21 protein-coding genes and 1 other annotated feature are annotated in these 18,225 nt (G+C 32.1%); of the genes, 14 read left to right on the forward strand and 7 right to left on the reverse strand.

Annotated features, from left to right (window positions below; translation table 11 throughout):
* The first annotated feature begins 32 nt into the window (after positions 1 to 32).
* The 10 genes from EYR00_RS06790 (at position 33) to greA (ending at position 7,308) form a co-directional block, all read left to right on the forward strand.
* A complete protein-coding gene (locus EYR00_RS06790; RefSeq protein WP_003538104.1) occupies positions 33 to 284 on the forward strand; it encodes an IreB family regulatory phosphoprotein in 252 nt (83 codons plus the stop codon).
* A gap of 1 nt (position 285) precedes the next feature.
* Positions 286 to 705, forward strand: a complete 420-nt coding sequence (gene ruvX, locus EYR00_RS06795; RefSeq protein ID WP_003538105.1) for a Holliday junction resolvase RuvX — start codon at positions 286 to 288, stop codon at positions 703 to 705.
* Positions 706 to 717: 12 nt separating this feature from the next.
* Positions 718 to 1,065: a DUF1292 domain-containing protein gene (locus tag EYR00_RS06800; protein ID WP_003538106.1), complete on the forward strand. Its 348-nt coding sequence runs from the start codon at positions 718 to 720 to the stop codon at positions 1,063 to 1,065.
* 54 nt (positions 1,066 to 1,119) lie between these two features.
* Positions 1,120 to 2,211, forward strand: coding sequence for a beta-propeller fold lactonase family protein (locus EYR00_RS06805; protein ID WP_003538107.1), 1,092 nt, complete (start codon positions 1,120 to 1,122; stop codon positions 2,209 to 2,211).
* Positions 2,212 to 2,327: 116 nt separating this feature from the next.
* Positions 2,328 to 3,377: an endolytic transglycosylase MltG gene (mltG, locus tag EYR00_RS06810; protein ID WP_008791803.1), complete on the forward strand. Its 1,050-nt coding sequence runs from the start codon at positions 2,328 to 2,330 to the stop codon at positions 3,375 to 3,377.
* Between the two features lies 1 nt (position 3,378).
* Complete coding sequence (locus EYR00_RS06815; RefSeq protein WP_003538109.1) at positions 3,379 to 3,978, forward strand: O-methyltransferase; 600 nt, start codon at positions 3,379 to 3,381, stop codon at positions 3,976 to 3,978.
* Positions 3,975 to 4,910 carry a U32 family peptidase gene (locus tag EYR00_RS06820; RefSeq protein WP_003538110.1) on the forward strand — a complete coding sequence of 312 codons (936 nt, stop codon included), beginning with the start codon at positions 3,975 to 3,977 and terminating at the stop codon, positions 4,908 to 4,910. Before EYR00_RS06815 ends, EYR00_RS06820 begins: the two co-directional genes overlap by 4 nt.
* Positions 4,894 to 6,138, forward strand: coding sequence for a peptidase U32 family protein (locus EYR00_RS06825; RefSeq protein WP_003538111.1), 1,245 nt, complete (start codon positions 4,894 to 4,896; stop codon positions 6,136 to 6,138). Before EYR00_RS06820 ends, EYR00_RS06825 begins: the two co-directional genes overlap by 17 nt.
* Positions 6,138 to 6,758 carry a uridine kinase gene (udk, locus tag EYR00_RS06830; protein WP_003538113.1) on the forward strand — a complete coding sequence of 207 codons (621 nt, stop codon included), beginning with the start codon at positions 6,138 to 6,140 and terminating at the stop codon, positions 6,756 to 6,758. Before EYR00_RS06825 ends, udk begins: the two co-directional genes overlap by 1 nt.
* A 64-nt stretch (positions 6,759 to 6,822) precedes the next feature.
* Positions 6,823 to 7,308 (forward strand): transcription elongation factor GreA, encoded by a 486-nt coding sequence (gene greA, locus EYR00_RS06835; RefSeq protein ID WP_003538114.1) that lies wholly within the window; start codon positions 6,823 to 6,825, stop codon positions 7,306 to 7,308.
* 275 nt (positions 7,309 to 7,583) lie between these two features.
* On the opposite strand, the gene EYR00_RS06840 is transcribed toward greA, so the two are convergent.
* Positions 7,584 to 7,940, reverse strand: coding sequence for a hypothetical protein (locus tag EYR00_RS06840; RefSeq protein ID WP_008791801.1), 357 nt, complete (start codon positions 7,938 to 7,940; stop codon positions 7,584 to 7,586).
* A gap of 49 nt (positions 7,941 to 7,989) precedes the next feature.
* Between EYR00_RS06840 and EYR00_RS06845 the strand changes: the two genes are divergently transcribed.
* Positions 7,990 to 8,622, forward strand: coding sequence for a YetF domain-containing protein (locus tag EYR00_RS06845; RefSeq protein ID WP_003538116.1), 633 nt, complete (start codon positions 7,990 to 7,992; stop codon positions 8,620 to 8,622).
* Positions 8,623 to 8,636: 14 nt separating this feature from the next.
* Here EYR00_RS06845 and EYR00_RS06850 read toward each other — a convergent pair whose 3' ends face one another.
* The 4 genes from EYR00_RS06850 to EYR00_RS06865 form a co-directional block, all read right to left on the reverse strand.
* Entirely contained in the window at positions 8,637 to 9,431 is a 795-nt protein-coding gene (locus tag EYR00_RS06850; protein ID WP_003538117.1) for an ABC transporter ATP-binding protein, read from the reverse strand.
* Positions 9,424 to 10,344, reverse strand: a complete 921-nt coding sequence (locus tag EYR00_RS06855) for an ABC transporter permease (protein WP_003538120.1) — start codon at positions 10,342 to 10,344, stop codon at positions 9,424 to 9,426. The genes EYR00_RS06850 and EYR00_RS06855 overlap by 8 nt, the downstream gene beginning before the upstream one ends.
* On the reverse strand, positions 10,344 to 11,312 hold the full coding sequence (locus tag EYR00_RS06860; protein WP_008791798.1) for an ABC transporter substrate-binding protein: 969 nt from the start codon (positions 11,310 to 11,312) through the stop codon (positions 10,344 to 10,346). Before EYR00_RS06860 ends, EYR00_RS06855 begins: the two co-directional genes overlap by 1 nt.
* 47 nt (positions 11,313 to 11,359) lie before the next feature.
* Positions 11,360 to 11,586 (reverse strand) — a binding site (T-box leader).
* 145 nt (positions 11,587 to 11,731) lie between these two features.
* Positions 11,732 to 12,526 (reverse strand): ZIP family metal transporter, encoded by a 795-nt coding sequence (locus EYR00_RS06865; RefSeq protein ID WP_003538122.1) that lies wholly within the window; start codon positions 12,524 to 12,526, stop codon positions 11,732 to 11,734.
* Between the two features lie 106 nt (positions 12,527 to 12,632).
* On the opposite strand from EYR00_RS06865, the gene EYR00_RS06870 reads away from it, so the two are divergent.
* Positions 12,633 to 13,007: a metal-dependent transcriptional regulator gene (locus tag EYR00_RS06870; protein ID WP_008791797.1), complete on the forward strand. Its 375-nt coding sequence runs from the start codon at positions 12,633 to 12,635 to the stop codon at positions 13,005 to 13,007.
* Positions 13,008 to 13,039: 32 nt separating this feature from the next.
* On the opposite strand, the gene EYR00_RS06875 is transcribed toward EYR00_RS06870, so the two are convergent.
* Positions 13,040 to 14,296, reverse strand: coding sequence for a hypothetical protein (locus EYR00_RS06875; RefSeq protein WP_003538124.1), 1,257 nt, complete (start codon positions 14,294 to 14,296; stop codon positions 13,040 to 13,042).
* A gap of 123 nt (positions 14,297 to 14,419) precedes the next feature.
* Between EYR00_RS06875 and pnp the strand changes: the two genes are divergently transcribed.
* Both pnp and EYR00_RS06885 read left to right on the forward strand, forming a co-directional pair.
* Positions 14,420 to 16,576, forward strand: a complete 2,157-nt coding sequence (gene pnp, locus EYR00_RS06880; protein ID WP_003538125.1) for a polyribonucleotide nucleotidyltransferase — start codon at positions 14,420 to 14,422, stop codon at positions 16,574 to 16,576.
* Complete coding sequence (locus tag EYR00_RS06885) at positions 16,576 to 17,133, forward strand: Maf family protein (protein WP_003538127.1); 558 nt, start codon at positions 16,576 to 16,578, stop codon at positions 17,131 to 17,133. The genes pnp and EYR00_RS06885 overlap by 1 nt, the downstream gene beginning before the upstream one ends.
* A 39-nt stretch (positions 17,134 to 17,172) precedes the next feature.
* Here the strand turns inward: EYR00_RS06885 and EYR00_RS06890 are convergent, their stop codons facing one another.
* Positions 17,173 to 18,219 carry a MerR family transcriptional regulator gene (locus EYR00_RS06890; protein ID WP_003538128.1) on the reverse strand — a complete coding sequence of 349 codons (1,047 nt, stop codon included), beginning with the start codon at positions 18,217 to 18,219 and terminating at the stop codon, positions 17,173 to 17,175.
* Between the last annotated feature and the right edge of the window lie 6 nt (positions 18,220 to 18,225).

The following is an 18,225-nucleotide window of genomic DNA, read 5'->3' on the forward strand; positions in this document are numbered from 1 at the left end:
TATAGGCAAAGCCTTAAAGGAGGTCGAATAATATGCAAGACTTAACAAAGACAAAAGTATTCAGTTCTGAAGATATGCGTCGTGAGATGATTCGTCAAAATCTTAAAACAGTAATTGATGCATTAAATGAAAGAGGCTATAATGCAGTACATCAAATTGCAGGTTATTTAATCTCTAATGATCCTGCTTATATTTCAAGTCATAAAAATGCTCGAAATATAATCCAGCAAATTGAACGTGATGAAATTATTGAAGAATTAGTCAAATCATATTTGGAGAAGTAGGATGGAACGGATATTAGGGTTGGACTTAGGTTCAAGAACCTGTGGTATTGCAATCAGTGATACTTTAGGCATGTTAGCTCATGGAATTGAGACTTACCGTTTTCGAGATGATGATTATGATAGAGCCGCAAAGCACGTTGTTGCTTTAATTAATGAACATCAGATCAAAACGGTTGTACTTGGGCTACCTAAACATATGAATGGTGATTTGGGTGAGCGTGCACAAATATCAATCATGTTTAAAGAAATGTTAGAAAAAGAAGTACCGGGTCTCAATGTTGTTTTAATTGATGAGCGACTTACAACTAAAGTAGCTCAAGATCAACTTATCTTTGCTGATGTTTCTCGAAAGAAACGGAAGCAGGTAATTGACAAAATGGCTGCAGTAGCGATTTTACAAGGCTACTTAGATGCCCAATAGAAAGGAATTTAAATGGAAGCAAATAAAATCCAAGTGATCGATGATCAAGGTAATGAAAAAGAATTTGAAGTATTATTTACTTTTAATAATGAGGAATTAGGAAAACAATATGTGTTGTATTATGATACAACAGTTGAAGAACCTAGTGTATTTGCATCAATCTATGATGATGCTGGACAATTATTCCCTATAGAAACACCGGAAGAATGGGAAATGGTTGAAGAAGTTTTCCAAAGTTTTATGGCTGAAAGTGAAGAAGGTCATGAATGTTGTGGAAACCATGGAAATGGATGCTGTCATGATAATGATGAAGAACATGAATGTTGCGGTAATCATGGAGACTGTAACTGCGATAACTAATAAAAGCTAAATTATTTAGCTTTTTTCTCTTAAACTAGAAAAGGTGGTATAGAAATGGCTTTAATGGGATTATTTGGAAAAAAAAGAGTTACTGAATCATTTTTTGTCAATTCATATGGAAATGATCAGACACGTGGTATTTATACATTTCAAGTAGATATTGAAAATGGAGAAATACTTTATAAAAAGCATTTTAAAACACCCTCAGACCCTGTCTATAGCTTTAATTATGGGCGCTTTGTGTGTGTTACATATAAAAATAGAACAGGTACAAGTGGTGATGGTGGAATTTGTTCATATGCAGCAACTGCTGATATTTTAGCATTAGTATCGCGAATTAGTGATAAAGGTAAAACATATATGCATGCTTGTGCTAATGGTGATCATGAAACAGCAGATAAATTATATGCTGTTGATTATTATAACGGTGAGATCATGGTGGCAAAAATTGATAAGAAAAAACTAGTTGCACCTATTTTTAATTATAAATTGGAAGGACATAGTATCGATCCAAAACGTCAAAATCAACCACACCCTCATTTTGTCGATTTTACTCCGGATGGAAAACGTTTAATTGTTGTTGACTTAGGATTAGATAAAGTACTGCTCTTTAAAATGGAAGCAAAGGAGATTATTTTGGATGAAGAACATTCATTTGATTTAGAACCAGGATCTGGACCTAAAAAGATTATGTTCAACCAGGCTGGAACAATAGCGTATGTTTTAAATGAATTATCTAATACAATTTGTGTTTACAAATATAATGATTTGAAATTTGAATTAATTCAAACCATCGATACATATCCAAAAGATGAATATGATGAGCCTAGCTTAGCTGGACAAATGCTTTTTAGCGAAAAAGAGGAGCGTATTTTTGTTACTAATCGTGGTCATGATAGTTTAGCATTATTTTTAGTAGATCAAGAAACAGGTTTATTGACTTATAAAGATTTTGTTGATACTTCACCAAATGCTCGTGATATTGCAATCTTTAAAGATCGTTGGATTGTTGCAGTTTGCCAAAAGGGTGGAGTAGTTGAAAGTTATGAATACCGCGATGAGAGAGGCGGAATGCTTTTTGAAACCAAATACTCATATCTAGTCAGTGAGCCGGTTTGCATTACAAAATTTGAGACTATTTATTAGAGATGATTATTCATCTCTTTTTTTGGCATAATATACTGACGAAGCATGTTTTATTATCGGTAGATAAGTTGAATAAGCGCTAAAAATATCATATAATGGTTAAGACGGAGGAGAATATGAAAAAAACTCAGAAAATTATTATTGGAGCAATTGCTGGAATAACGATTGTTGTACTAGCTTTAGTGTTTTTTTATTTCAATGGCCAAGGTGCTGTTTCTTCTAAAAGTGAAGAGGTAGTAGTTGAAATATCTGGATCAACATCTTCGGTCTTAAATCAGCTTGATAAGGCAGGTCTATTAAAAAGCAAAACAGTTGCTAGTATCTATACAAAGTTTAATAGTTATAGTTTTAAAGCGAATGTTTATGTTTTAAATAAAAATATGGATTTAAAGAAGATTCTTACAATTTTGGAAGGAGATAAGGATTATATATCTGCTGCTAAAATTACGATATTAGATGGATACCGTATACCTGAATGTGCTCAACAAGTAGCAAAGGGATTAGAAATCGATAGTACCGAGGTATTAGAGAAATGGACAAATAAAGAATATTTGCAAACTTTAGTGGAAAAATACTGGTTTTTGGATGAAAGTATTTTGAGTGCTGATATTATGTTCCCGTTAGAAGGGTATTTTGGTCCAGAAACATATGTAATTACTTCAAAGAAGACATCGATTGAAGATGTTACAAAGATGATGCTGGATCAAATGGATCGTAATTTAAGTACTTATAAAGACAAAATCAGTAATTTTATGATTAGTGGTAATAAAGTATCGATGCATCAATTTTTATCATTAGCATCAGTTGTACAATGTGAGTCATCTGGCCAAAAAGAAGATCAGGCTAAGATAGCCGGTGTCTTTATGAATCGTTTGGAAAAACCAATGCGTCTGCAAAGTGATGTAACTGTAAATTATGCAAATCAAATTAAAACGGTAGCAGTAACGTATAATCACTTATCAGTCGATTCTAAATATAATACATATAAGTATGAAGGGTTACCAGTCGGTCCAATCAGTACAGTTTCAACAAACATTATTGAAGCATGTCTGAATTATCAAAAGACTGATAATTTGTTCTTCTTTGCTTTGAAAGACGGGTCAGTCATCTATTCAAAAACATATGAAGAACATCAACAAGTAGTAAAGGAAAATAAATGGTATTAAAATGAGATATTATGAAAAAATAGAAGCTGATGCTTTAGCCCGAAATATACCTGTAATGCAGCGTGAAGGGCTTGAATTTATGATTGAAATTTTTAAACATCATAATTGTCATTGTTGTTTAGAGATTGGTAGTGCGATTGGATATTCAGCAATGATGTTGGTAAGTAATATTAATAATTTTAAGGTTGAAACAATTGAATTAAATGAGGAACGATATTTAGAAGCTGTAAAAAATATTGAAGAAAATAATTTAAAAAGTCAAATCATTATTCATCATGGTGATGCTTTATCATTTGATTTAGAGCATTTGAAAATTAAAAAATATGATTGTTTGTTTATTGATGCAGCTAAAGCACAATATCAAAAGTTTTTTGAAAAATATATGCCTTTAGTGGCAGACGAAGGTATTTGTATTGTTGATAATTTAGATTTTCATGGTATGATTTTTGATATTGATAATATAAAGAATCGAAATACAAAACAACTGGTAAAAAAAATAAAGCGTTTTAAAGATTGGATCTTTGATAACGAACTTTATGATGTTGAATATCATCATGTTGGTGATGGTATTTGTGTGATAAGAAAAAGGGTGGCACAATGAAGTTAGTATTATCTTTAAATAGCAAAAAATTTATTTATGATTATGTGGATATTGGTGTTGAATATTTTGTCGTTGGGGCAAAGTATTTTTCATGTCGTCAAGCATTATCGCTTGAGTATGATGAAATCGCCAATTTAAAAAAGGTCCTAGGTGATAAAAAAGTATGGGTTTTAGTAAATGCACTAGTTGAAGAAAAATATATCGATTTCTTAGAAAAGCATTTAATTAGATTGAGTCAAATTGGAGTTGATGGAATTTTATTTCAAGATTTTGGTGTTTTACAGATTTGTAATGAGCATAATTTTGATTTTGAGATGATTTATCATCCAGATACATTAAATACTAATCAAGCAACTTTAAATTACTTGGGAACTCAAGGTATTAATGGTGCTTTTTTGGCACGGGAGATACCGCTTGAAGAAAAAAAAATAATTGCTAAAAATGTTAATGTTAAAACAATGATTCAAGTTCATGGTGTTGAATATATGGCATATTCAAAAAGAAAGCTATTGACTAATTATTTTAAGGAAATCAATCAGGATATTCCAATTGGAATATCAGATGATCTGACGATTCAGGCAAATGGTGTAAATTATAGTTGTCATATTTATGAGGATCAATATGGATGTCATATTTTGAGTAAACAGCAAATGTGTGGCTTAGACATAATGAGTAGTTTTCAAGATTTTGATTACCTCTACATAGAATCTTTATACGTCGATGAATTAAAGTTAGTAGAAATCGTTAATTTATATCAAGATGCTTTAATCAGCGTTGGAAATAGAACTTACGGAAAAGTCGCTAAGGAATTAATATCGCAACTTTATCAACTGGATCCAAATATCGAATATCATCATAGCTTTATGTTTGATGCAACTGTTTATAAGATTGATGATGTAAGAAAGCGGGAAGAAAATGAGAAATGTAAGTAAAGTAATTAACGGAAAAAGGGTAATAATAAAAAAACCTGAGTTATTGGCACCAGCTGGTAACTTAGAAAAGCTAAAGGTTGCCATTCAATATGGTGCTGATGCAGTTTTTGTGGGTGGAAAAGAATTTTCATTACGTTCTGGAGCCTCAAATTTTACACTTGATGATATTAAAGAGGCAGTAACCTTTGCTGATCAGTATGGCGCTGCGGTTCATGTGACATGCAATATTATTCTACATCAAGATAATCTTGATGGGATTGAAGAATATCTGCGGGCTCTTGATCAAGCAGGTGTTAGAGCGATTATTGTGGCTGATCCATATATTATGTCAATTGCTAAAAAGTTGAATTTAAAATTAGAAGTTCATGTTTCAACACAATTATCAACTTTAAATACAAAAGCAATTAAATTTTATCAAAATTTAAAAATGGATCGAGTAGTGCTTGGTCGGGAAGTTTGTTACGATGATTTGAAAACTATTTTAGATAAAACTGATGTAGATATTGAATATTTTATTCATGGTGCCATGTGTATTCATTATTCAGGTCGTTGCATGTTGTCTAATTATTTTTCACGTCGTGATGCTAATCGGGGTGGATGTTCACAATCATGTCGCTGGTACTATGATCTATATCAAGGTAATCAAAAAATTAATCAAGATGGTGTAATTCCTTTTAGTATGTCAAGTAAGGATATGGCATTAATTAATCATATTCCTGAATTGATTGAACTAGGAGTCGATTCTTTTAAAATTGAGGGTCGAATGAAGTCATTGCATTATATTGCAACAATTGTTTCGACCTATCGAAAATTAATTGATGATTATTGTAATGATCCTGATAATTTTGAATTGACTGAGAAATATTATCGTGAAATACAAAAAGCGGCTAATCGTTCCTTATGCACTGGTTTCTTTGATGATCAGGCGGGTAACGATAAGCAGTTATATAATCAACGTGATGAACATCCTACACAAGAATTTTGTGCCCGAGTAATCAGCTATGATCAAGTTAATCAAATAGCTACAATAGAACAACGTAACTATTTTAAAATTGGTGATCAAATTGAGTTTTTTAGCCCATATCACGAAAATGTTGTTGTGCCAGTAACAAAAATTATAAATGCTGATAATGAAGAAGTTGAAGTAGCTAATCATCCAATGGAGATTCTACAAATACCGGTCAGTGTTGAATTACAAAAGGATGATATGGGAAGGAAAGTGATTTGATGAAAAAGCCAGTTATTATTGGTATTGCGGGAGGTAGTGCTTCGGGAAAAACCTCTATTGCACAAGAGCTTTATGACTGTTTTAAAGGACGCCATACAATTAGAATTATTAAATTAGATGACTATTATAAAGATCAAACACATTTATCAATGGATAAAAGAGTCTTAACTAACTATGATCACCCCTTAGCTTTTGATATGGATTTATTGATTGAACATCTTGATTTATTAAAAGAAGGGAAAAGTATTCAAAAACCGACTTATGATTTTGAACAGCATAATCGTAGCAAAATAGTAGAAATAGTTGATTGTCGTGATGTTTTTATTCTTGAAGGGTTATTTGTGTTAAATGAAGTACGAATTAGAGAACGCTGTGATATTCTAGTATATGTTGATACAGATGCAGATATTCGCTTTATTCGTCGGTTGAGACGCGATCTTGAAGAACGAGGGCGGAGTCTAGATTCGGTATGTACACAATATTTAACAACAGTAAGACCAATGCACGAACAATTTGTTGAACCATCGAAAAAATATGCTCATATTATAATTCCCGAAGGAAGCAGCAACACTGTAGCAATTGATTTATTGTTAACAAAAATATCTTCAATAGTTGATTAGTGAAGATATTAGGACTAGATATTTATATAGAATTATGCTATATTAGAGACTACGAGGTGATATTATGGAACACGAAAAAGTATTGTTAACCCAAAGTGGGGTAGAAAAATTAGAACAAGAAAGAGATAACTTGATTAATGTCGAAAGACCTAAAGTTATTGAAGAATTACAATTAGCACGTTCTCAAGGTGACTTATCTGAAAATGCTGACTACGATGCTGCTAGAGAAAAACAAGCACATTTAGAATCAAGAATTAAAGAAATTGACTATATGCTTCAAAATGCTGAAGTTATTTCTGAAGAACAAATGGATCTAAAAGTAGTAAAACCCGGTACTACTGTAACAATCTTAGATTTATCAGAAAAAGATGCTGAACCTGAAAGTTACCAAATCGTTGGATATACTGAAACAGACCCTTTAAATGGAAAGATTTCAAATGAATCTCCATTAGCAAAAGCTGTTTTAGGTCATGGAGTAAATGAAATTGTAACAGTTGGGGTTGCAGATCCTTATGATGTAAAAATTGTTAACATTGAGTTTAAAAACTAGAACTTATAAAATGAACCTACTATTTAGACTGCAAAATAAGTAAGGTTCTTTTTTATAAACAATTTTAATAAGTAGAAATAGAAAAAGAATGATTTAATCAGTATTTTGTAAGAACTGTTTAAATCATTCTTTAAGGGAAATTATCTTTGGAAAGATGAAATATTCTATGGATTTGTATATAAAGTTGATTAACTAGATGATTGGTATATGAGGTAATTAAAGAGATTGCCACCTGTATAATAACATTATCATTACGGATTGATTATGCCAAGATATTAAGCGTCTAATTTTTTTGTATATAATTGTAAAATTAAGGTAGTGATAATTAAAATGATTGGTCTTGAAAGGATATTAATTAGATTAATGTCTTCAATATTTACCATTAATGCGATAATTCCAAAGATCAATCCACATAGTAAAGCGTGAATAATTGCTTTATTTTGAAATATTTTGATTAGCCAAAATGCCCATACAATCATAATGATTCCAGCAATTATATTAATAATACTATGGTAGATAAAATTTGATAAATGAATAAAACTTATAATTCCGGCCATGATAAGACTAGTAATAGTAAAGGTGATAAGGATAAATAAAGCGAATTTTAGGTATATTTTTAAATATGATTTCATATTTCCTCCTTGTTATCTTACTAATATTATATTTAAGGATTGGTGAAATATGAATATCTTCGATGTATTTTTAATTAGTGTTTGCATTTATATTTATTTAAGTATCTTGTTAAGAATTTTTGGTAAAAAAGAATTTAGTCAATTAAATGTATTTGATTTTGTAGTATTTTTAATTATTGCCGAGATCATGACAGATACGATAGGAAACAGCGATTTTACTTTTTATCATGGTGTGGTTGCAACTGTTACATTGATTGTTGTAGATCGACTTGTTTCAATGATAACAATGAAATCAAAAAAACTTCGCGATATTTTTGAAGGACGACCTACATACATTATTTTTAAAGGAAAATTGGATCAAGAAATAATGAAAAAGCAACGATATACTGTTGATGATTTATCACATCATTTACGAGTTAATGATATTGATAGTATTTCTAAAGTTGAATTTGCTTTATTAGAAACAAATGGTTCACTTTCAATTATTCCTAAAGATCAGTGTGTAGTAGAATTACCGGATGCTTTAATCTGTGATGGGATAATTGATGAAGATAATTTAAAATTGCTCAACCGGGATATAAATTGGTTAAAAAAAGAGTTGAAAAAACAAGGTGTAGATAAAATAGAAGATGTTTTTTATTGTGTGCCAGAAAAGGGCCACTTATTAGTAATAAAAAAATAGAGCTGGAATCAGCTCTATCCTAATAGCATGCGATCGTTGTCAAATTCACTACCGCTTGCTTCTTCGAATTTTTTAAGTAAATCATCAACTGTTAATTTGGCTTTTTCTTCACCGTTGACATCATAAATAATACGGCCCTTGTCCATCATAATTAAGCGATTACCGATATTAATAGCATCTTTCATATTATGTGTTACCATTAAAGCAGTTAGCTTTTGTTCAGTGACGATTTCCTCTGTTAAATCAAGAACTTTTTTAGCGGTTCGAGGATCTAATGCTGCAGTATGCTCATCAAGTAAAAGAATTTTGGGTTTTTGAAGTGTTGCCATCAGTAATGTTAAAGCTTGACGTTGTCCTCCTGATAACAAACCAACTTTACTTGACATCCTTGTTTCTAAACCTAAGTCTAAACGTTTTAGTGCTTCATGATATTGTTTTTTTTCTTCTTTGCTGATTCCCCAGCTTAAACCACGACGTTTACCACGACGAAAAGCCATAGCCAGATTTTCTTGAATTTCCATATTAGCTGCTGTTCCCATCATAGGATCTTGGAAAACACGTCCAATAAATTTGGCACGTTTATATTCATCGGCGAGCGAGATGTCTTGATTGTCAATAGTAATATATCCACAGTCAATTGGATAAACCCCAGCAATCATATTTAAAGTCGTACTTTTACCAGCCCCGTTTCCACCGATGATTGTAATAAAATCTCCATCATTAATAGTAAGGTTCAAATCTTGAAGAGCCTTTTTTTCATTAACAGTACCAAGGTTAAAAGTTTTACTTACATGTTCTAATTTAAGCATTCTCTTTCTCCTTTGTTAATTTTTTGTATGTAGCAATTTGTTTTCTTTTACTTACCATAACAGGTACAGTTAATGCTATACCTACTAATAAAGCTGTCAACAGTTTTAAATCATCAGTACTTAGACCCAATTGTAAAACAACTGCAACAATAATACGATACAAAATTGAACCAACAATAATAGCAGTTAAAGTAAACATGAAACCAGGCTTTCTTCCTAGTATTACTTCTCCAATAACGATTGAAGCTAAACCAATAACAATTGCTCCAATTCCCATCTTAATGTCGGCATAACCTTGAGATTGGGTTACTAATGCACCAGACATTGCTATTAAACCATTAGAAATCATTAAACCTAATAATTTAGTTGTATTTGTATTAGCACCAAGTGCTCGAACCATATGTTCATTATTTCCTGTAGCACGGATAGCACTACCAATTTCGGTTCCAAAGAACCAGTAACATATTAAAATAACGATTATCGCACAAATTATTCCGATGATTAAAGTAATCCATGCTTGTGATAGATTGAAAGTATTTGATAAACCTTTGAAGATAGTATCACTTTGAAGTAAAGGTGTATTACTTTTTCCCATGATTCGTAAATTAATTGAATAAAGGCCGATTTGGGTCAAGATACCTGCTAAAATCGCAGGTATTTGACATTTAGTGTGTAATAGACCAGTAATAGCTCCGGCAACAAATCCAGCAATTATAGCTAATAAAACAGCAAGAATAGGATTTATTCCATTGACAATAGCAACAGCACAAACAGCACCGCCAGTGGCAAAACTACCATCAACTGTTAAATCGGCAAAATCTAATAATCTAAAAGTGATGTAGACCCCTAAAGCCATAATTCCCCAAAGGATTCCTTGTGATGCTGCACCTTGAATAGCTAAGATAAAACTCATTACTTATTCACCATCTTTGCTTTAGATTTAAGATCATCAGGAATTGTAATGTTTAATTTTTTAGCAACTTTCTCATTTATTGTTAATTCACATTCTTCAGCAGGTAAATATTCAATTGCCATATCAGCAGGTTTAGCTTCGCCCTTTAAAATTTTTACAGCCTGAAGACCAGCACGATATCCTAGATTATAATAATCGATACCATAAGTGGCTAATCCCCCATTTTCAACCATCCCACTTTCACCAACAATACATGGTAAATTGTTTTCATTAGCAACTTGAGCAACGGTTGCCATACCTTCGGCTAAGAGATTGTCAGTTGGAATGTAAATAGCATCTACTTTTCCAATTAATGACTCAGTAACTTGTTGTATTTGATTAGAATCAGTAACAGATTTATCAACTACAGTTAAATTACGTTTAGCACATTCTTCTTTAGCAATGTCAGCTTGGAAAATTGAGTTATCTTCGGCATTACAATACATGATCCCGATTGTTTTGGCATCAGGAAGTAATTGTTGTAACAAATCAAATTGATCAGCAACCGGTGTTAAATCACTTGTACCAGTTACATTTCCGCCAGGTTTTTCATTGGTTTTTACTAATTTAGCACTAGCAGGATCTGTTACAGCTGATAAAACAATTGGAATTTCTGTTGTTTTGTTTGCTGCTGCTTGAGCAGTTGGTGTAGCAATTGCGAAAATCAAGTCAACGTTATCGTTAACAAATTTATCAGCAATGGTTGTACAATTTGATCCATCACCTTGAGCATTTTGGTCATCAAATGCAACATTGTCCTCACCATAGCCATTGTCTTCTAATGCTTTCAAAAATCCTTTTTTAGCATTATCTAATGCGGGATGTTCTGCGTATTGAACAATGCCAATATTAACATCCTTACTTCCCCCACAGGCACTTAGAGTTAGTGCCATCATTACAGTTAAAGATGCCTTTAATAATTTTTTCATATTTATTCCCTCCATATTTTCAATTATTAAACAAAAAGTCGCCCTCGATAGAGGACGACAAAGTCGCGGTACCACCCCAAGTTTATTATTAACTCACATTAATAATCTTCATAAGTGTAAAACTTTACTACGATAACGGCTAGCCACCGATGATTACCTACTTATCAGTATCCGACTCCATGATGAATTCAATATTTCTTAACGTATTGTTCGCACCAACCACAATATCTCTGATATCTAAGTCATATTTACTACTTCACTTCACTGTCTTTGTTTAATAGATTGTTACCTAAAATAATACGTTATGAAGTTCTATTTGTCAATATAATAAAACTTGTAAAATTAGGATAAATAGCTTTATTTCTAAAAAAGTATTTTTTGTTTAGGATTTAAACAAATTAAATTACTTTAAATAGTATTTATGATAAAAGAATGTCTAAAGACATCATAATGACAAAACCAATCATGAAACTTATTGTTCCCAAATCAATTCCTTCAGTTGCATTAGCTTCAGGAATTAATTCTTCAATACAGACAAAAAACATGGCACCGGCTGCGAAACAAAGAGCGAATGGTAAAACTCCATTGACTAGAGTGGCAAAAATAAAGCCTAATAATGCTGCTGGGATTTCAACAATAGCAGAAAATTGTCCATACATCATGGCAATAAAACGGCTTTTTCCGCATTGATGCATAGGTAAAGAAATAGCAGTACCTTCAGGAAAATTTTGGATACCAATTCCTAGAGCTAAGATTAAAGCTGGTAAGTAATTTCCATCGTGACATCCTGCAAATGCCACACCAACTGCTAAACCTTCAGGAATATTGTGTAAGGTCATAGCTAACATTAATAGCTTGTTTTTTGAAAAGCGACCTGGATTGATTCCTTCTTGTTCATGTGACATCATGTGTTCATGGGGGAGCAGTTTATCAATCAACATCAATAATGCTACACCACAAATAAAACCAAATGGAATGATTAGTAAATCAAGTTTACCTCCAGCTTCAAGCTGGTCTTTTGCTGGAAGTAATAATGAAAAAAATGAAGCAGCAACCATAATTCCAGCAGAACTGCCAAGAGCAATACAAATGAGTTTTTGACTGGCTTTGCGAACAAATAGAACTAACGATGCTCCAAAGAAGGTCATTAACCAGTTAAATGTTGCTACAATTAATACAATTATAAATGGATTTAACGATAATAAATATTCCATTTTTTCACCTCAATTATTACTATGCATAAAAGCCTATTGCATATGGGCATATAAGTTGCTGATGAAGTAATATTATGATATGATTATTCTTAATGAGGTGGAACAAATGGAAGAAATGTCAATTGCGATGCAAAACTATTTAGAATTAATTTATGAACTTTCATTAGATGGAAAAAAAGCTAGAGTCAGTGATATCGCTAAGCATTTAGGTGTATCTAAACCAAGTGTCAATAATGCAGTTGTGGTTTTGGCTAAAGATGGCTATGTTATATATGAAAAGTATGCGGATGTAAAACTAACGCCTAAAGGGAAAGAAACGGCTGAGTTTATCTGTGGTAAACATCAAACAATTAAACAATTATTTGTTGAAGTTTTGAACATAGACGAAGGAATTGCTGATAAAGACGCTTGTTTAATTGAACATGTGATTTCAAATGAGAGTATTAAAGCAATGCAAGAATTTTTAGATAGACAAAAATAATGGTTATTAGGAAGTTTCCTAATAACCATTATTTAATATCCAAAATCCAGATATTCTTCAGTAGTAATAATTAAAATAGCTTTATTTGTAATTTCGTTTTTCTTGTTGTCAAATGTTTCAATTGGGGTATATTCAACTTTATCACGACGTTGAACATCTTCATCGTAAACATAATCGGCTTGTCTAAAGAAAATACCATCTTCATCATAACGCGAGATAGTCCCAAGACCACGCTGATTATTATAATGAACAACTGTTCCTTCAACACGTTCTACATATTTACCTAAATTATTCATTACTTTTTCATATAATTCATCATATAATTCTTCTGATGTTTGATCGTTATATTTTTCACCATAATCAGCAACTGGAGTATATTCACGATTATTTTCAGCAGTTAATTTTGTTAAGAAAGCATCTACAATTTCAATTAACATCGGGTCTTCAGTACGTTGTGTAGCCTCCATCAAGCGTGTATAAATTCCTAAATGATTAATTGAATATCCATTTTCAAAAAATTCATATAGTAAATAAGCATTTGCTTCTTTAATGTTGCCTGTTTGAGCATTAGTTTTATAAAGAACTTCGTAGAAATTAACATTACGGATTCGGTTATGTAAAGATAAGAATACTTTTTTAGCTTCATCGTATTGTTCTAGTTCGACTAATGAACACGCTCTTTGATAATTAATCCATTGCAATGTATTAAAATGCCATTTTAAAGATAGAGATAGTGCATTGTTAGCAGTATCAACACATTCTTTTGAACGTTTGGCCTCGTATAGAGCTTTTACTTTTAATCGATAGTAGCGTTCTTTTTTAGATTCAAATTCTTTTCCTTCATCATTAGTAAATGGTTTATCATCTAATAGATTAGGATCAAGTAAATCAAGCATTTCAACTAATTTGTTAGGATCTTCAGGTTTTTCACGTTGTAAATATTTAATAGCACGATTTACTGAAGGTTCCATTGGAGAATAACGTTCCTGTTTGCATACAGCTAAAATATCTTTTAAGACACTAAAGAAAAGATCTTCATTATCTCTAATTTTTTCATCATCAATATTGATGAACTTATTATAAAGTGCATACCCATATTGATTCAGATATCCGCGAAGATTTGGACATAATGACATAAATGTCTTTCCAACCTCAATTGCCTCTTCATTGTTGTCGCTTTTCTTCAATAGTTTAATGTAATCATTGGCCTGAAAATCATTGAAGGAAGTTGGGTCTTCTTTAAACTTTTCATTGTATACTTCTAAACTTTTTAATTCATTTTCATTCATAAAATCACCTCTAATCAATATTATAGCATCTTTTTAATCTCTTTTGCAGTAGTTAAGTAATAAATTGTTTTGAAATGCAAATTTATATGTTATAATGGCTAGGATAATAGATGAGGTGAAAGAATGAATAAACAAGTGTTTAGTATGGATTTTTATGGTAAAAATCTAAGTGTGGAAGTAGGAGAATTAGCTAAGCAGGCTAATGGAGCTGTATTGGTAAGATATAATGATACAGTTATTTTATCAACTGTTGTGGCAGGGAAAGAACCAAAAAATGTTGACTTTTTTCCATTGACAGTAACTTATGAAGAAAAATTATATTCAGTTGGAAAGATTCCAGGTGGATTTTTAAAAAGAGAAGGGCGACCTAGTGAACATGGGACATTAACAGCTCGAATGATTGACCGTCCAATTAGACCATTATTTGCAGATGGGTTTAGAAATGAAGTGCAAAGTGTTAACACCGTTTTATCTGTAGATCAAGATGCAACTCCAGAAATGGCGGCTATGTTAGGTGCATCACTGGCTTTATGTGTTTCTGATATACCTTTTAATGGCCCTATTGCAGGGGTCAACGTTGGTTTGGTTGATGGTGAATTCATTGTTAACGGAACACCAGAACAGCTAGAGAATTCTTTAATAAATTTAGAGGTAGCTGGAACCAAAGATGCTATCAATATGGTTGAAGCTGATGCTAAAGAAGTTAGTGAAGAGGTAATGTTGGAAGCATTATTGTTTGGTCATGAAAAAATCAAAGAATTAATTGCTTTCCAAGAAAAAGTAGTTGAGGCTTGTGGAAAAGAAAAAATTGAAATTCCATTATTTGAATTAAATAATGATTTAGTTGAAGAAGTTGCAGTACGTGCTAAAGCCGAAATGGCTGCAGCAGTTTCAATTCCCGGTAAATTAGAGAGATATGGAGCAATTGATGATCTAATCGCTCAAGTGACAGAGGAATATGACAATAGAGAATATGAAAATGAAGAAATAAAAGCTGATGTGATGAAACAAGTTGGAATCATTTTACATGATCTAGAAAAAGATGAAGTACGTCGATTAATTACTGAAGATAAAATAAGACCGGATGGACGCAAAATCGATGAAATCAGGCCATTAGATTCGCAAATTGATTTGTTACCTCGAGTTCATGGGTCAGCGTTATTTACACGTGGTGAAACGCAAGTTTTATCGGTTGCAACATTAGGTGCAATTGGAGAACATCAAAAAATAGATGGATTAGGGTTAGAAGATCAAAAACGTTTTATGCATCATTATAATTTCCCGCCATATTCAGTTGGAGAAACAGGACGAATGGGTGCTCCAGGTCGTCGTGAAATTGGGCATGGCGCTTTAGGCGAAAGAGCTTTAGCACAAGTGATTCCTAGTGAAGAAGCTTTTCCTTATACAATTAGAGTGGTTTCTGAAGTATTGGAATCTAATGGTTCCTCTTCACAGGCTTCTATCTGTGCTTCGACAATGGCCTTAATGGCAGCCGGTGTTCCAATTAAGGCACCAGTAGCTGGAGTAGCTATGGGACTAGTAAAAAAAGGGGATGCATATACTATCTTGACAGATATCCAAGGAATGGAAGATCATTTAGGAGATATGGATTTTAAAGTTGCAGGAACTGATGCGGGTATTTGTGCATTACAAATGGATATTAAGATTGATGGTATTACGAAAGAAATTTTACAAGAGGCTTTAGCTCAAGCTAAAGTAGCTCGTAAACAAATTATGGCAAATATGATGGATGCGATTGCAGCACCACGTGATGAATTATCACCATATGCACCAAAAGTACAAATGATGAAGATTGAACCGGATCAAATCAAAGCGGTTATTGGTCAGGGGGGTAAAACAATCAATGAAATCATTGAACAATCTGATGGTGTTAAGATCGACATTGAACAAGATGGTACAGTTGTTATTTATCATTATGATCAAGCTGCAATCAATAAAGCAGTTGAGCTAATTGAAAAAATTGTTAAAAAAGCGCAAGTTGGCGAAGTTTATGATGGTAAAGTAGTAAGAGTAGAAGATAATTATGCTTTTATTAATTTGTTTGACGGAACAGATGGTTTTTTGCATATCTCTGATTATGCATATGAAAGAACTAAAAAAATGGGTGAAGTGATAAAATTAGGTGATATCATTAAAGTTAAAGTCACTAAAGTTGATGATAAGGGAAAAGTAAATGTTTCACGCAAGGCTTTACTTCCTAAACCAATCAAAAAAGAGGAACCTAAAGAGGAACCTAAAGAGGAACCAAAGGCAGAATAATGAAAAGGCTTGTTCTTGCTAGTAGTTCACCTAGAAGAAAAGAATTATTAGAATTACATAAGTTTGATTTTATAATCGACTTTCAAGAAATTGAGGAAGTGCTAGATGAAAGTTTGGCACTTCCTTTACGTTTAGAGAAGTTAGCTTATCAAAAAGCAGCACCCATTGCTTTAAAATACCCTAGTGATATTGTTATTGGAGCAGATACTATGGTATGTTTAGAAAATCAGATGCTGGGAAAAGCTGCTGATCGTCAGGCAGCTTATGAAATGTTAAAATTGTTATCTGATCAGACCCAAACTGTTTACTCAGCGGTAGCAATCATTGATAATGGAAAAGTTTCTACTTACCATGATGGAACTAAAGTCACTTTTAAAAAATTATCTGATGAAGAAATTAACGCTTATCTTGATTTAAACGAATGGCCAGGTAAAGCAGGAGCTTATGCAATTCAAGGTGAAGGTAAGGCATTAGTCGCTAAAGTAGAAGGAAACTTAGAGACTGTTATTGGAATGCCAGTTTGGATCATTGAAGAATATTTAAATAATCATAGATAAAAAATATTGAGTGACTAGAATAAAAAAGTATGATTTCTATTATCTGGAAATCATACTTTTTTGTGATGTTATGTAATCGGTTAGATTTATTTTATTTTGGTAAGCTGTTAGGATATTGTCGGGATCTACAATATTGGGAATTTTCTCTGTTAAAATATGTCCAATCAGCTGACTGTCATTATTAAATGTTTCAGGTCCCAATAAAAAATAAGTTTCACCATCACTAAAATAAAGTGTGATATCTACTTCATACATATCAGTGCTTGGGCCTCCAGTACCTAAACTATAAAGAGGGATAAAACGCTGTCTAGTTTGAACGACAAGTTTTTCAATATCTTGGTAGAAATAAAACTTTTGATATTTATAATGCTGATTAATCAAGGCAGAAAGTACATATTTAAAATGGTGAAAAGAATTTTTACGCTTGAAAATTCTTATTCCTTCTTCTAAAAATTCAATAGATTGGTTTCTTGATTTATCGTAAAGATGCATCATAAATTGGAAGTTAGCAAAAATAAAAATTAAAATATTTATTAAAAAGACGACTGCGACAAAATATAAATTTTCTAAATAATACCATTTTTCGCTCCAAATCCAAATATAAATACCGTAAGTAAAAATCGAAGCAATAATTCCTGCAGAAATGACCTGTCGTATTGCCATGGCTCTAGTTAGTGGGCGATTATAAGCTATTGTTTTACTTGTTTTTCGATATCCAAGCCCTTTTTTCTCTGGAACTAATTTAATATTTTCTAATGCAGGAATTAGTGGAATATGCATATCTTTGAATGTTGATATTGTATTTTGAAGATCTTCTAATTCAGAAATTGTTTGATCAATGTTGCGCTTATGAATCTTTAAACAGTCATCTAAACTGCATTTATTATTTAAGATTGCTTTGATATCATCAATTGAAATATCTAAATTACGTAAAAATTTCACAAGTTTTAACGTTTGTAAATCGTCATGGCTGTAGTTACGGTAACCATTATTTGTTCTTTTGGGTCGGATGATTCCCACTTTTTCATAATAAAGTATGGCATGTTTAGTTAAACCTGTGATTTTTTCAACTTCATTTGTTCTCATGGAGAC

It is taken from the genome of Thomasclavelia ramosa DSM 1402 (assembly GCF_014131695.1).
GTDB classification, from domain to species: domain Bacteria; phylum Bacillota_I; class Bacilli_A; order Erysipelotrichales; family Coprobacillaceae; genus Thomasclavelia; species Thomasclavelia ramosa.